Source organism: Acaryochloris marina S15, from assembly GCF_018336915.1.
Lineage (GTDB): Bacteria > Cyanobacteriota > Cyanobacteriia > Thermosynechococcales > Thermosynechococcaceae > Acaryochloris > Acaryochloris marina_A.
The window spans coordinates 4281213-4295236 of the sequence record NZ_CP064923.1; the positions used below are offsets into that span (position 1 = coordinate 4281213).

General features: G+C 46.0%; 14 protein-coding genes. 7 read left to right on the forward strand and 7 right to left on the reverse strand.

Annotation, left to right across the window (positions count from 1 at the left end):
* Positions 1–338 precede the first annotated feature (338 nt).
* Positions 339–503: a hypothetical protein gene (locus tag I1H34_RS19575; RefSeq protein WP_212662643.1), complete on the forward strand. Its 165-nt coding sequence runs from the start codon at positions 339–341 to the stop codon at positions 501–503.
* A gap of 168 nt (positions 504–671) precedes the next feature.
* Here the strand turns inward: I1H34_RS19575 and I1H34_RS19580 are convergent, their stop codons facing one another.
* The 4 genes from I1H34_RS19580 to I1H34_RS19595 form a co-directional block, all read right to left on the reverse strand.
* On the reverse strand, positions 672–1181 hold the full coding sequence (locus tag I1H34_RS19580) for a GNAT family N-acetyltransferase (RefSeq protein ID WP_212662644.1): 510 nt from the start codon (positions 1179–1181) through the stop codon (positions 672–674).
* 79 nt (positions 1182–1260) lie between these two features.
* Positions 1261–1935, reverse strand: coding sequence for a class I SAM-dependent methyltransferase (locus tag I1H34_RS19585; RefSeq protein ID WP_212662645.1), 675 nt, complete (start codon positions 1933–1935; stop codon positions 1261–1263).
* A 166-nt stretch (positions 1936–2101) separates the two neighbouring features.
* Positions 2102–2713: a GNAT family N-acetyltransferase gene (locus tag I1H34_RS19590; RefSeq protein ID WP_212662646.1), complete on the reverse strand. Its 612-nt coding sequence runs from the start codon at positions 2711–2713 to the stop codon at positions 2102–2104.
* A 96-nt stretch (positions 2714–2809) separates the two neighbouring features.
* A complete protein-coding gene (locus tag I1H34_RS19595) occupies positions 2810–3718 on the reverse strand; it encodes a tetratricopeptide repeat protein (RefSeq protein ID WP_212662647.1) in 909 nt (302 codons plus the stop codon).
* A 222-nt stretch (positions 3719–3940) separates the two neighbouring features.
* Between I1H34_RS19595 and I1H34_RS19600 the strand changes: the two genes are divergently transcribed.
* From I1H34_RS19600 to I1H34_RS19615, 4 genes are all read left to right on the forward strand, one after another.
* A complete protein-coding gene (locus I1H34_RS19600; RefSeq protein ID WP_212662648.1) occupies positions 3941–4117 on the forward strand; it encodes a hypothetical protein in 177 nt (58 codons plus the stop codon).
* A 16-nt stretch (positions 4118–4133) separates the two neighbouring features.
* Positions 4134–5195: a tRNA 2-selenouridine(34) synthase MnmH gene (gene mnmH / locus I1H34_RS19605; RefSeq protein ID WP_212662649.1), complete on the forward strand. Its 1062-nt coding sequence runs from the start codon at positions 4134–4136 to the stop codon at positions 5193–5195.
* 311 nt (positions 5196–5506) lie between these two features.
* On the forward strand, positions 5507–6193 hold the full coding sequence (locus tag I1H34_RS19610; protein WP_212662650.1) for a hypothetical protein: 687 nt from the start codon (positions 5507–5509) through the stop codon (positions 6191–6193).
* Between the two features lie 2 nt (positions 6194–6195).
* Positions 6196–6885 (forward strand): hypothetical protein, encoded by a 690-nt coding sequence (locus I1H34_RS19615; RefSeq protein ID WP_249369408.1) that lies wholly within the window; start codon positions 6196–6198, stop codon positions 6883–6885.
* 62 nt (positions 6886–6947) lie between these two features.
* On the opposite strand, the gene I1H34_RS19620 is transcribed toward I1H34_RS19615, so the two are convergent.
* Together I1H34_RS19620 and I1H34_RS19625 are read right to left on the reverse strand one after the other, a co-directional pair.
* Positions 6948–7397, reverse strand: coding sequence for a pentapeptide repeat-containing protein (locus I1H34_RS19620; protein ID WP_212662651.1), 450 nt, complete (start codon positions 7395–7397; stop codon positions 6948–6950).
* Positions 7398–7938: 541 nt separating this feature from the next.
* Entirely contained in the window at positions 7939–9951 is a 2013-nt protein-coding gene (locus I1H34_RS19625) for a serine/threonine-protein kinase (RefSeq protein ID WP_212662652.1), read from the reverse strand.
* A gap of 335 nt (positions 9952–10286) precedes the next feature.
* On the opposite strand from I1H34_RS19625, the gene I1H34_RS19630 reads away from it, so the two are divergent.
* Entirely contained in the window at positions 10287–11042 is a 756-nt protein-coding gene (locus I1H34_RS19630) for a glycosyltransferase family 2 protein (RefSeq protein ID WP_249369410.1), read from the forward strand.
* 93 nt (positions 11043–11135) lie between these two features.
* Positions 11136–11678: a DUF4334 domain-containing protein gene (locus tag I1H34_RS19635; RefSeq protein WP_212662653.1), complete on the forward strand. Its 543-nt coding sequence runs from the start codon at positions 11136–11138 to the stop codon at positions 11676–11678.
* Between the two features lie 324 nt (positions 11679–12002).
* Here I1H34_RS19635 and I1H34_RS19640 read toward each other — a convergent pair whose 3' ends face one another.
* Positions 12003–13970, reverse strand: a complete 1968-nt coding sequence (locus I1H34_RS19640; RefSeq protein WP_212662654.1) for a serine/threonine-protein kinase — start codon at positions 13968–13970, stop codon at positions 12003–12005.
* Positions 13971–14024 lie beyond the last annotated feature (54 nt).

Genomic DNA, 14024 nt, shown 5'->3' on the forward strand with positions numbered 1-14024 from the left:
AAAATTAAATATAGAAAATTTCAAAAATAGATTTTTGCATAATACTATCCAAAAAAGAATTTAATGACAACTTCATTCCAATAAGAAATTTACAATTTAATCCAATCAAACACCCAAAACTTTAACGAAACTTTTTTATATTAACCAATAAAAAATAGAGGAAATAATAAAGAGATCTAAAGCCAGCAAAAGACTTATAAATATCTAATTTTGTCTAAATCATTGAAGGCATTCACGTTATATATGCAGAGAAACAAAGGCTTCAGATTGCTTTAAAGGAATTTGCTACTTATCAAAATCTACTGATAACCCTGTTGATTAGATAGGAAAGAGCTGTCTTGAAGTTTGCGATCGCAACTCATCCACCCGACAAACATCACGCAGAATGGCCAATGCTAACTGGCCAAGAATGGCAATCGCTAATCCAACAGTTCACCGGAGACGATGCAGCCATTTCCCACTCCTTACAGTGGATATATCAGCAAGAGGGGGCAGAGGTATAGTTGATTCTGAAGCTAATGGAGTTTATGGGGAGCGCTATGACAGCCACCAAAAGCTTGAATAATACTGGCACGCCAGAGTGAACAGAATTGCCATCACCCAAATTGGCATATTTGTCTATTACTGCCAGAAGAATATTAGATCTGTAATCGTACATGGATAAAGACAGGTCACTTAAATCCACTTTCCTGACTTAAACTCATGCGAGAGCCTATCGCTTCAAAGCCCTGCGCTTGATAGAATTTCAATGCTGATGAATCGGAACTATACATGTCAAACCAAATCCATTTCAGGTTGTCTATCTCTTGAGCAAACCGTTTCATTGTTGAAATCAGCTGACTTCCCACTCCTGTTCTACGAAATTCCTGCACTACATAGATTTGGTGCAAGTAGAGAATTTTTCTGGCATGAGAAAAGATAGTTTCTTCTCGTTCGCAAACCTCAAAATGGATATATCCAACCCGTTGGTCATCAACCACTGCAACATAGATGAATTCTTGCTCTACACCTATTTTTTCTTCTAAATAGTCCCTAGCGTTTTCCAACAGTAGGAGACGATGGATATCTGGGTGTGATTGCACTGCCATTTGGCTGAGACGAGTCATCAAATGGGCTACAGCACTAATATCAGCCTTCTCTATGCTTCGGATAATGGGGCCACATACCTCTGTACTTTCCATGGTCCACTCACCTATTTATTTTCTATAATATTTTCGACTTGAGGGACTGCAACCCCTCTCCATTTCAAACCCTTAAAATCTAAGCTTCGCTCGCAGCTGTTGGGTCTGCTGGTAATCGTTGAGACACAAGCGCAAAAAATGGATCTCCGCCCCCTAAACCCATCCAAGATAACAAGGTTGATTGAGGCGTTTGATTGGAGATTACTTGGGGCTTACTCAGACCTGTGACAGAGCCCATATAGGACTGCACTAGCTGTACCCGCTGCTCATCACTCCCATCTCGCCAAACCTGAATTGCTTTTTGATAAAACATGCGGTTGGAGAAGCTCACAATGACTACGCCACCAGGCTTAAGTACTCGGTGGATTTCGCTAAAAATTGCTTCAGGGTATTGCAAATACTGCACGGAAACGGCAATCAGCACCGCATCAAAAGTTTGATCTGCTTGAGGAAGCTGCAGCTCTTTGTTGAGATTTTGGACAAAACACTCATCAAAGCGAGGATTCTTGGCTAGCTCTTCAGCATTTAGGCCATGACCAATCACCTGCTCAAACTTGATATCCTCTGGCAGGTGAGACACCCAACTACTCATCAAATCTAAGAGGGTAAATCCAGGTTGGAGATGCTGTCGGTACAGATCAGTGAGTTGTTGAATAAACCCATCATCAACATGGGTGACAAAGCGCGGATAATCGTAGAAAGACTGATCATCACCGTTGTCTAGCTTGGTTCGTTGATGGGGTTGCAGCGACATAGTCAGGGCAAAATACACTCCAGAGATTTCCCTTAGCCTTCATCACAAAGACTGAGGTTAAGCCTAAGGCTTACCTCAAAGTGTAAAAGAATATGATTCACAGGTGTGTTGCCTCCTATTCGTTAGGCTAGAGCACCCTGGATATTATGTAAGAACCATGCCTAACCTAGAGACGCTTACACAGCAGGAGTCGTTTAGGAGACGCAAAAAAGATATTTGGCCAAGCAGGTGGGCTGTCTACGAGCTGATAACCCGCTTTGGCATACAGTCGACGGGCAGGGGTATTGTCATCCATGACATGAAGATATAGACGAGGATGTCCCCACTGGCGAACCAGTTCTTCACAGGCAAACAAGAGCTGTTTACCCACTCCCTGACAACGACATTGAGAGGCCACCGCTAGGTTGGAGATATAAGGCACAGACGGCGCAAAGGGCAACCAAGGCGACAAGGATTTCAGGGCTACCTCAACGGTGCCAACGAGTTCTGACTCTACGGACACATCCTGGGCAACCTGAGCGCCAATCAAACTCGTAAACGGCATTAGGCGAACGCTGTAACGGGATTGGAGATCGTGAAAGATACCCATTTGCATGATGGGATTAAACCACGATTGCCACCCATCCTGGGGATAAAAACACCGACAAAGAAGGGCTGCCACCTCAGACAAATCTTGCTGTTTTAAAGTACGCAGTCGAAAAGAGGCATCTACTCGACTGATATATCGAGCGCCGTCAATGGCGGAGTCTTTGGACCGAAAAATACCTAAATCTGCCACGATTTTCTATAGAATCTGCACGAAACAATCTAAGTCTTAAAGCAGGAATGCCAGCCATTATAAGGCGATCCACCTAGGGAAAGCCTTACAATTTCTTTACGGAGTATCCGAGTCTTTAGGGGCGGTACTTGCAGACGTTCCATCGTCCGTTTCCACGTCCAGTTCACTCAAGGCAGCCTGGATTTCAGGGGTCGCAAATACGACTTTCGTATCGGCAATCAATTTTTCGCCCCAGAGATTTTCCTCTAGGAAAGCCACCTTGCCATAGCGTCCATCCAGTTTCAGGGCAGACATGGCTAGGGATACCCCTTCTTCTTTATCTCCTTCAACATAGGTGGCGACCGCCAGAGCTAGCTTCGGTTCACCGGATTTTTCATCAATCTCGATGGCCGATTTCCACTGTTTAATCGCCCGACTGACATTTCCTTTTTCGTATTGAACTAAGCCAATATTGTTGATGGCAGGCCAGAATTTTTCGTTTTGATCCAAGGATTTTTCATACTGCTTGATGGCATCTTTCAATTTGCCCATCTTGTAAAAGGTATTGCCCAAGTCAAATAGAGCTTCTGGAACGTCTGGCTTAATTTTGAGCCCCGACGATAATAGTTGGGCCGCTTGCTCATATTTCTCTTGACCAAAGTAGGCGGCACCTAGGCTGAAATGAACCCCTGCATTTTTGGCATTCAAGGTTCTGGATTTTTCTAGGGCAGAAATCCCTTTGTCGACTTTCTTTTGGCTGAGGTATAACCCTCCCAGCAAGGCCCAGGCATCTGCAGACTTGGGAGCGAGTTGAGTCGCTAACTTCACGCGGGCTAGGGCAGGTTCAACTTGCTGAAATTGGCTCAGGTAAACGGCTTCTTTGAATAAGATTAGCCCGGTCTTCTCTAGTTCTTTGGAGTCAATTTTAAGCGTCCGAGGCGCAACTGCCTGTCCTAAAGCAGGTTGGGCAATAGCACCAAGACCTACGGCTAGGAAAAGCGAAATTAGAGTTGAACGTTGAAGCACAGTAGATGCCCAAATATAACGTATTCATAAGTTAGCTTAGCTCAGTTTTTCAGCTCTTGACTGAAACCGTTACAGACTATTGATTGTGAAAATGGAATCAGCAATTGATAGGTGCCCTCCTATTCCAGATTCTCCCCCCCAACAAATGACTTTTGCCGTTATGATTCGGTTGTTAGAATTATTAAGTCTTGTACACATTCAATTGGCAACGAGGGTACCTTGGTGGATAGTCAAACGATGCGCGATCGCATTGCCTTAGTGGAATCAAAACGTGGGTTATTGGTGCAGTTGCTCGATCAGCCAGATTTAGGCACGCTCCGCATTGACGTCAACCAGGCCCTAGAGGAAATGGATGACCTGATTGATGAATTCAGAAAAACCTTTCCTGCCGATGCATAGAGACTGCTAGACCTGGATGCCTCTCACCCCCAACGTCACGACCGATATTTGTCCGCAACTGTATAGCGAAGTGATTGATGTGAGATCCCCCGCCGAATACGCGGAAGATCACCTCCCCGGTTCCATCAATTTGCCAGTTCTCAACGACCAGGAACGGGCTGAGGTGGGGACGATATACAAGCAAGTATCGGCGTTTGTTGCCCGCAAGAAAGGGGCGGCTCTTGTATCCCAAAATCTCTCGTATCACCTCAGTCACCACTTTGCGGAGCAGCCCAAGGGGTATCACCCGTTAATTTACTGCTGGCGTGGGGGGCAGCGATCCCACAGTATGGCCCTGGTACTCACTCAGGTGGGATGGCGTACAACCCTTTTGAACGGGGGGTATAAGACCTATCGCACCTATGTAAGGGAACAGCTCGAGCAGGTGCCGTATCACTTTTCGTATCGCGTATTGTGCGGACTAACAGGCACCGCCAAAACTGAGATTTTGCAGCGCTTAGCCCAAGCTCAGGTGCAGGTCTTGGATTTAGAAGGATTGGCTAACCATCGAGGCTCTCTGTTAGGGGCAGCAGAAACCTCTGCTCAGCCCTCCCAAAAGCAATTTGAATCGGATTTACTGTCGGCTCTACAAACCTTCGATACCGCTCAACCGGTTTGGATCGAGGCGGAAAGCAATAAAATCGGTGAACGCTTTGTCCCCAAGGCTCTTTGGGACCAAATGCAGGCCGCTCCTTGTGTCGAAGTCCAAGTCCCCATGAGCAGTCGAGTGGACTGGTTGGTCACCCATTACGAACATTTCACCCATAATTCCGCTTTATTGAAAAACAAGCTGAATTTACTCCAACGTAGTTATAGCAAAGCCCAGCTCCAACACTGGCATGACCTCATCGATCAGCAACAGTGGCCCGCGTTCGTCCAGTCTCTGTTGGAAGAGCATTATGACCCTGCCTATCGTCGATCCATGAAGCGCCAATATACCAACGTTCAGATGCAATACGAGCTGCCTGATTTAGCGGCGACTAGCTTGCAACAGTTGGTTCATCAACTCGCCGCAACACCACAGTTGGCCTGTCATTAGTCAGTCCGCCTACGACGAACGTGTGAGCAAGATCATCTTCTATCGATGATTGAGATCATCCATTCGCTGTAATACACATCCTAGGATTGAACCAACTGCACAATTTATACCTCAACCCACAGTGACTCAGGGAAAGAGGTTGAGAGTCTGGGGGGTACAGTACGAGACTCTTGGGTTCTCCCATGATTGGCGCTGCGCTTAATGACTCAAGATATTAGGGATTAAATCCAACCTTTCTATCCAAACGGTGAACACCTCCGTTGCGAGGCTCGCCGAGTCCCTGATTTTTATCCAGATTATTTAAATCCATTATGAATTATTCTGCGACCTTTCTCAGTTTGCTGAAAGACCGTCAATCCTTCCTGCAAGAAATTCACGATCGCAAACGGCTTACAAGCAAGATTTCAGCTTTATTGCTCTGTAGCTTTTGTTGTTTTGCTATTTATGGGGGCATCGTAGGCTCTTTTCATAGCCCCATGCAGGCCGTGTCCTCTGCAGTGAAATTACCTGCCCTGTATCTGATTACCTTAGTAGTTTGTTTGCCTGCCCTCTACATTTTTAATGCTCTATTTGGCTCCCAGAAGACTTTGGCACAGCACTTTACCTATGTCCTCAGTGCCGCCTCCGTCATCTCGATTCTGCTCTGTGGCTTTGCCCCTGTCACACTCTTTTTTGTGATTACCATTTCCCCCATCAAAGACTATGCCTTTTATCAACTGCTCAACGTGGTCGTATTTGCCCTGACGGGGGTATTTGGGGTGACCTTTCTCTATCAGGCCATGCGGCCTGCAGATGAAGATAGTGCCAACTACAAACTCCGACTCACAATCTTGAGATTATGGTTGGGGCTGTATGGGGTGGTGGGTAGCCAGTTGGGATGGATTCTGAGACCCTTCTTCGGTTCTCCTGGGCAGTTCGAATGGTTTCGGGCCCGGGAAGGCAATTTTCTAACCGGGGTTTGGAATGCTCTGGCGAATCTTCTGGGCAGTGCTGGATAGGGATGATGACTCCAGCATTGGAAGATCTACGCATCTCTACCCTTGAAATTGAACGCCTCAGTGGTTTGGAGATTAGTGACCATATCCTTGATGGATTTCTTTTGGGGACCTATCGGCTACCGTTACACGCTCCTGGCCGTCTACTAGTCGTCATCACAACGGAACCTTTAGTTCTGGGCCTCTTACTGATTTTTGCAACTCCTTTCGCTCTGGGGCTGGCCCGAGGCTCGGCTTCGGATCTGACAGTCTTGGTATGGATAGGTGCGATCGCACTTGGTCTCTGGATCATCCGCCAGGTCAGAATGTGGCTCAAAGCCCAGCATCTGCGTAGCTTGATGCGATTGCTCGATGAGGTAGATCATTACCATCAAGTTTTGCAGGCCGTCGATTTGTTTGAGCAGTTAGGGGGTGCCGAGCAAACCCAATCTACAATCGTGGAAGCTCTCAATAAAGCCCGAGAAAGTTTAATTGCGGGCCTGATGACCGAGAAAATCCTGCGGCAGAATCGGGGACTGCTCTCTCGTCGCCAAGCACTATTAGATAATATCGAGCAAAATCTGATGACCTTGCAGTCGATAGAACTCCAGCATCAGGCCCAAAACTACAGCGATATTTTGAATCAAGCCGTCGATATCAGTATCCGGGTGCAAGATGAGGTGACCCAACTTTCTCATCAAAACTCTAACGGCTGATCTCCAAACTAAATCTGATAGCTTCGAAAGTGACTACGCTGTGTTCATTCACTGATCATTCCTTAGTTGCGGTCTGCATAAGGTGTACCACCGACATAAGTGGCAGGTTTATATCCTTTGACACCGGCTAGATTCGCATTTTGGATAGAGATACCCTGCATCTCAACACTATAAAGATGAGCCTCAGATAGATTCACTTGGTCAAGATTAGCGCCATTGAGACTGGCATTGGTCAAAAAGGCTTGGCTTAAATTAGCGCCTTGCAAATTAGCGTCCGTTAAGTCGGCTCCTTCCAGATTTGCTTCTACTAATTTGGCCCCTTGCAGATTTGCATTTCTGAGATCTGCGCCAATTAAATGAGCTTGGCTCAGATCTGCACCCGATAAATCACATCCTGAACATTTTTGGGTCACAAGAAGTTGTTGGACATGACCCGGTTGTTCTGCCAGGACTGGCCCAGAGACAGCCAACGTAGCAATGATGCTTAAAGCGGTGATGAAAGGCTGATTCATGGTGCTCTCCTTGCCACAATTCAATTGAACTAATCTTCAATAACTTCACCCTATGGGGAAGAAGTGAGGCTGTGATGATCCAATCCTTGACGAGCACTACACATCTACTGAGAAAGTCCTGGGTATTTTCTGAGCAAACTGAGAAGTAGTAGCCCCTGTGCTAATCATTCCGGGGCAAAGTAATAACCACATTGATCATGGCAATAAACGTTTATGGGCTAGTCACTTTAAGGTCGAGGCAAGGAAAGGGAACACAGAAACAAGTGACTCAATGAGAGCTGAATCCAAAGGCTTTGTGCCCAAATAAGCTAAAGTTTGCTTTAGCTTGTAAACTTTAGCTATAAGTAAGGTTTCTCTGATGAGTCACTGCACAAGCAGATGTTTAAGACTCACACTTTAAGACCGCAAACCTATAGGCACAAATTTACTAAGGCTCTCAGTTGCTGCCCATTTGAAGTGTTCGATAGCGACGACAATAATCAAGGCCTGTTTCGTCTTTCTAGCAGACATGGGGGCTGACTCCCGCTATAACTGAGAGGATTTACTGTAATTTCTTCAGCAGCTCACGGGTGATTCGATATCGTTTCGTATCTCCTTGTTGCTGAAATAAGTCCTCTGCAATTTTCAGATCTTCAACCGCACCGGAAATATCATTCAGCTTACTTTTCGCACTGCCCCGGTTGTAGTAGCTATCGGCAGGACTATCGCTATTTCCCCAACCCGAATTGATGGTTAGAGCTTGGGTATAGTCTTCAATAGCAGCTTTATATCGTTTGAGAGCATGTTTGGCCTTGCCACGGGCACTGTAGGCAAACGAACTTTGGGGATCTAGACGAATCGTTTCCGTGCAGTCTTTGATCGCCCCTTCCGGATCTTTTAACTTCAGTTTAGATTCTCCTCGATTGCAATAGGCAAAAATATTCTGAGGATTAAGGCGAATGGCTTCAGTGAAGTCTTTAATGGCTAGACGGCTCTCGCCTAACTTATACCGTGCCACTCCCCGATTGTTATAGGCATCACCATTCTCAGGGTTGAGGCGAATGGTTTCTGAATAGTCTTCGATGGCTCCAGAATAATTGGTCAAAGCGGCTCTAGAAACACCTCGTTGTAGATAAGCTGGCTCATATTGGGGATTGAGACGAATGGCTTGGCTAAAGTCTTCCATAGCCGCCCGATGTTCCTTCAGAGCAGATTTGACGTTGCCGCGATTATAAAAGGCTAAGACAAACTGGGGATTGGCTTGAATCGCTTGGTTGTAGTCTCGGATGGCTCCCTCAAAGTCTTTGCGGGCAAATTTGACATTACCACGGCCATTCAAAGCATAGACATAGCCTGGGTTATGCTTGAGGGCTTCCTCATAGTCTGCCAGGGCTTCTGTATATTGCTCTAAGGCGTACTTAGCATTCCCTCGGCCCATATAGGCTTGAGCATTGTCTGGGCTCAGACGAATGGCTTCGGCATAATCTGAGATCGCATCTTCGTAATCCCGCCGACTATACTTGGCATCTCCCCGACGAATAAAGGCTGTGGCGCTTTCTCCTGATGTTTTAGAGGAAGACATGCGGGTGGCAATCATGTAGGTGATACCAGACAAACTGCCTAGGGTTAGGAATGCGATCGCAGTTCCAATCCAAATCTTCCGAGATGTACCCAGCTGACTAAATAAATTGGAAGAACTCGGGGAATGGCGAGAGATATCTGCTAGCGCCTCCTGAGCAGATTGATACCGCTGAAGGGGATCTGGCATCAGCAATTTTGTCAGGGTAGCCTGCAACTCAGGACTGGTCCCAGCCACCTGAGATGGCCACTGTTGAATCCAGTCCTGCCCTTGGGTCTGAGCAAGCTCCGAGGGAGAGATACCGCTAAGGAGATGAAAGCAGGTCGCTCCCAATCCAAACAAATCACTGACGGGGCTGGCCTGGCCTTGGAGCTGCTCGGGAGGCCGATAGCCAATGGAACGACTGCTAGTTGGCTGCTGTAGGGCCTGATTTTCGTTGAGGAACTGGGCAATACCAAAATCAATCAGGATGTAGTGCCCCTGGGTATCTTGGAGAATGTTTTCTGGCTTTAGATCCCTGTGCACGACACCCTGGTCATGCACCACCTGCAACACCGGCAGCAAATCTAAGAGGAAATTGCGTACTTGGGCTTCGCTAAACGTTCCTTGCTTCAGCTGTTCGAGTAAGGTTTTTCCTTCAATTAACTGATGAACCAGATAGAGATACTCTCCTTCTTGAAAATAGGCTAGTAAATCCGGGAGTTGAGAATGATGGCCTAGAGTTTGGAGCTGTTTGGCTTCCGTTCGAAACAGTTGAACTGCATTTGGACTGGCACCTAATGCCTTCAAGGTTAATTGCTTAACAATGCATGGAGTATTGAGCTGGTCGACATCCTCAGCCAGGTAGGTCTTCCCCCATCGTCCAGATCCGAGGGGTTTGACGATCTTGTAGTGTTTGTGAAGAAACGGGACTAGGGCCGTGCCACATTGCTGACAATACTTGTGGGTGTCAGGGTTAAGGGGTTTGGTGCACTCAGGATTCAGACAACATGTCATAAAGCTGCAATCTTTCGGGCTTCACGGGCCACAAGCTGTTGTCAAAGCATTTTTAGTATCGGCTAAAGACCTGACTGAGAGCAAACTCAATTCTCTGAAAAGTGAAAAATCCCAGCCCTTTCATCGGGTTTGCTGTAATAGCTCAGTGCAAAAAGCAGTCAAACTCGGGACATGGAGATGTATCGCCAAAGACAATACATTGAGCATTGCGATAGCATCAAAAGTAAGGCACCTTCTCCAAGCACCATCCACAGGGAGACAAACCATTCACACTATCCATCATTACCGCCACCCATAACCGAGCGAGTCTCCTCCGGCATAACGCTTTAGCCAGCTTGCTGAAGCAATCTAGACTAGATTTTGAATGGGTCATCATCAACGACGGTAAAGATGAAACTACCCGTCATCTCATCCAATCCACTTCATTACCTTTTTCTCACCAATACTTAGAGATCGATCATCCTGTAGAAGATTTTGGTCTCTGTATTGCTCGCAATCTGGGGATTGAAATCGCCTCTAGTAAATATGTTTGCTACCTCGACGATGACAATAGCTTTCGTCCTACTTTTGTTGCCACAGTCCTCAACTGGATAGAACAGTATCCCCATAGTCGATTTATTTTGCCCCAGCAGTGGCGTCGCAGAGATGTAATCAAGAATGGGCAAATTATCAAGCAAGGCAAACCCTTTATTTCTCCCAGTGCTGACGCAACCCTAAATGCTCTGGTGAGTCAGAAATCACTATTTGATAGCAACGGCTTTGTCCATCGTCAAATCAATTCACTGTGCTGGAATCCCCATTACAGAGTCTTCTGTGATTATGAGTTTTTTCTTCAGTGTTTAGGCCAATGCAACCCTACTCAAGGAGAAGACTTCCTGATTAAACCTGAAGTCCTCATCAACTACATCCAAACCACAGATGGCATCATCGGCCAGTCAGGCTATGGAGACTGGGCCAATGAATTGCAGCAGCTTTATGAGAACCGATCAGCCTACTCAATGTTGGGAGAAAAATGGGCTAACTGGATGCCCCAAGCCATCGAAAAATATCAGCAGAAATCTCAAGTGCCCGTCCCAGCTTTTAAGGGGTAGTTATCATGATTAGCAAGACACCAATCGGAGCCCAGCTCGGTGCTAAAAACTTAAGCAAAACTAGATTTATCAAAAGCAAGGAGCTAGGAACCTATGATTGCGAAGGAAAAGCTGGGTGGCTTTTTAAATACTTTTAAGAACCAGCCAGAGGAAATACTTGCTTTTTTTGATGAATTAGAGCCTATAGATTCTCAATCCATGATTTCAAGGTGGAAAGGCTCTGAAATCCATACTGATCATCCTCTTAATGGCTTCTTGGAAGCATCCAATTGGTATGGAAAGGAGTTCGTTAATGATGACCAAGTCCATCCGCTATTATTTCAAGATAGTCAAGACAATATCTTCAAGGTAAAGCCATACTCACTGGTGATGAAGTCTGGAGTTCGTTTCCCCATTCTTAAACATAAGGCTTTAAATTCTACCGTTAGATTTCTGACCTCTTTACTCAAGACAGAGGCGAGTCAGGCAAGATTACGCATGATGGAATATCGGCAAAAGCTCAGTGCAACGATGATTTATGATTCTTTGCCCATTCACGATACCTTTAGAAAAGTAGATGATGATACGGTTCTGGGGCTTATGGATTCCAAAGACATTCCCATTCCATTCTTTTTTGTACTTGAGAGAGAACATTAATCCATGTTCTTTTGGATATTCTGTACAGAGGTTAGTTTAGGCCTTGGAAAGGTAGCTGGAAAAATTCCGGTTAAAGATAGTACGAACTATTCAGCATATCTAATTCTTTGAATAGTCGAATTACTGTATGTCATGGCAGACCTGAAAAAATCTAATACAGCGGATCGCAGGTTGGTAGGGGACATATTCAATCCTGGAGTATTTACTGATCAAGCTTTTTAAGAGTTGTGTCTGTCCCCCATCTATATGAAAACCGCTGTATCAAGAATCTATGACTCTTGATAATTGAGAAAAGTTAAAATGTAGTAATTCGCTCTTTATGCATTAATTTCCAACTTGCTTTACTTCCGCTGTTTGGAGTCGTCTTAATTCTCGCAATGCATCTTGCCGACGTGAATCGTTTCGTTTTTGGTAAAGATCCGCTGCTTTTTGAAAGTCTGCTTTTGCCCCTTCAATCTCGTTCTGAATCTCTTTTGCAAATCCACGATTGAAGTAGGCAACTGCATAGTTTGAATCTAAGCGAATTGCCTTGTTGTAATCCTGGATCGCTTCTCGATAATTTTTACGATTATATTTGGCTAACCCACGACTGTTATAAGCATCCACAAGCTGGTCATCCAGCTCTAGGGCTTTATCAAAATCTGCTAACTCGCCTTCCCAATCCTCTAGTTTCCCTTTGGCATGGGCTCGGCCATTATAGGCATTGGCATGATTCCCATCCAGGCGAATCGCCTCATCATAGTCCGCCAAGGCAGAACGATACTTGCCTAGATCGTAGTGAGTTCGGCCCCGATTCCGCAACGTATCGGCTCGTTTCGGATCAATGCGCAGGGCTTGATCGTAGTCTGAAAGCGCTCCCTGCAAATCCTTGAGGTTATATTTAGACAATCCCCGATTGTGATAGACATAGGCATATTGAGGATTGAGGCGAATGGCCTGATTGTAGTCCTCTACAGCAGCCTGATAGTTCTGCAGGGCATGTTTTGTCAGCCCCCGATTACCATAAGCATTGGCATGTTGGTCGTCTAACTGTAGAGCCTGGTCATAGTCAGACAGGGCAGCCTGATAGTTCTGAAGACTGTATTTGGCTAGACCTCGCTCATTAAAGGCATCAGCATTCTGGTCATCTAGGCGAATAGATTCATCGTAGTCTGCGATCGCATCCTTATACTCCCCCTCTCGATACTTCTCATACCCACTCCGGAGCAAGGCTTCTGATCGGCTCATGGGCGATACGGATTCGGTATCGTTGGCTCGGATCGCGACGTATCCAATCCCTAATACACCTATTAAACCGAGAGATGCGATCGCAGCCCACTGTTTGCTAGACAATTGGGGGACTCGTGAAAACAGGGAGGCACGAGTGGGTAACGTAATTTTTGGCTGTTGAGGTAAGTCAGGAGCACCCTGTAGATCTTGCAAGACTTCATTCGCTGACTGGTAGCGTTGGGCAGGCTCAATTTGCAGCAGTTTATCGAAAATTTTCTGGAGATCAGGACTGACGGGTTGAGCAATATATTGCTGCCAGTTTTCGCTCCAGAGGTAGTTGAATTCCAAAGACAGATGATAGGGCGAAACATGGCTGAGTAGATGGAAACAGCTCGACCCTAAACCATACAAATCTCCCACAGGGGTTGCTCGACCCCGCTGAATTTGCTCAGGAGACGCATAGCCCGGTGATCCAACAATAGTCCCCACACCAGCATGGGCCATTGCTGTTTGTTTCAGCAGTTTCGCCACACCAAAATCAATCAGCACATGCTTACCATCTTGACGCCGCATAATATTGTCCGGCTTTAAGTCACGATGAATCACGCCCTGGTCATGCAGATTTTGCAGTACCGGCAACACATCTAGTAAGATCCGACGGATTTTATGTTCATCAAAAGTCCCTTCCTTAGCTAACAGCTCAATCAGGTTGTGGCCATCTACATACTGCTGAACGAGGTATAAATGCTGGCCTTCCTGAAAATAGGCCGTCAATTTTGGGATCTGTGGATGATGTCCTAACTGTTTGAGCTGTCGGGCTTCGCTAGCAAACATGTCGATGGCTTTTTGCTGTTCCCAAGCCTCCGTCGCCTGATAGGTCAGCTTCTTGACCACACAAAACTCATTCAACCGATCTAGATCTTCAGCTAGGTAGGTATTGCCAAATCCACCTCGACCAAGGGGTTTGATTACCTTAAAGCGGTCCCGCAGCAAATGAACAATAGGTGTGCCACATTGCTGGCAAAACTTGTGGGTATCGGGATTAATTGGCTTTTTGCAGTCAGGATTTAGGCAACAAACCATTTTTTATGCACTGGGTTGAGAGTTTGCGAGTAAACACAGTACTCTATCGTTAAT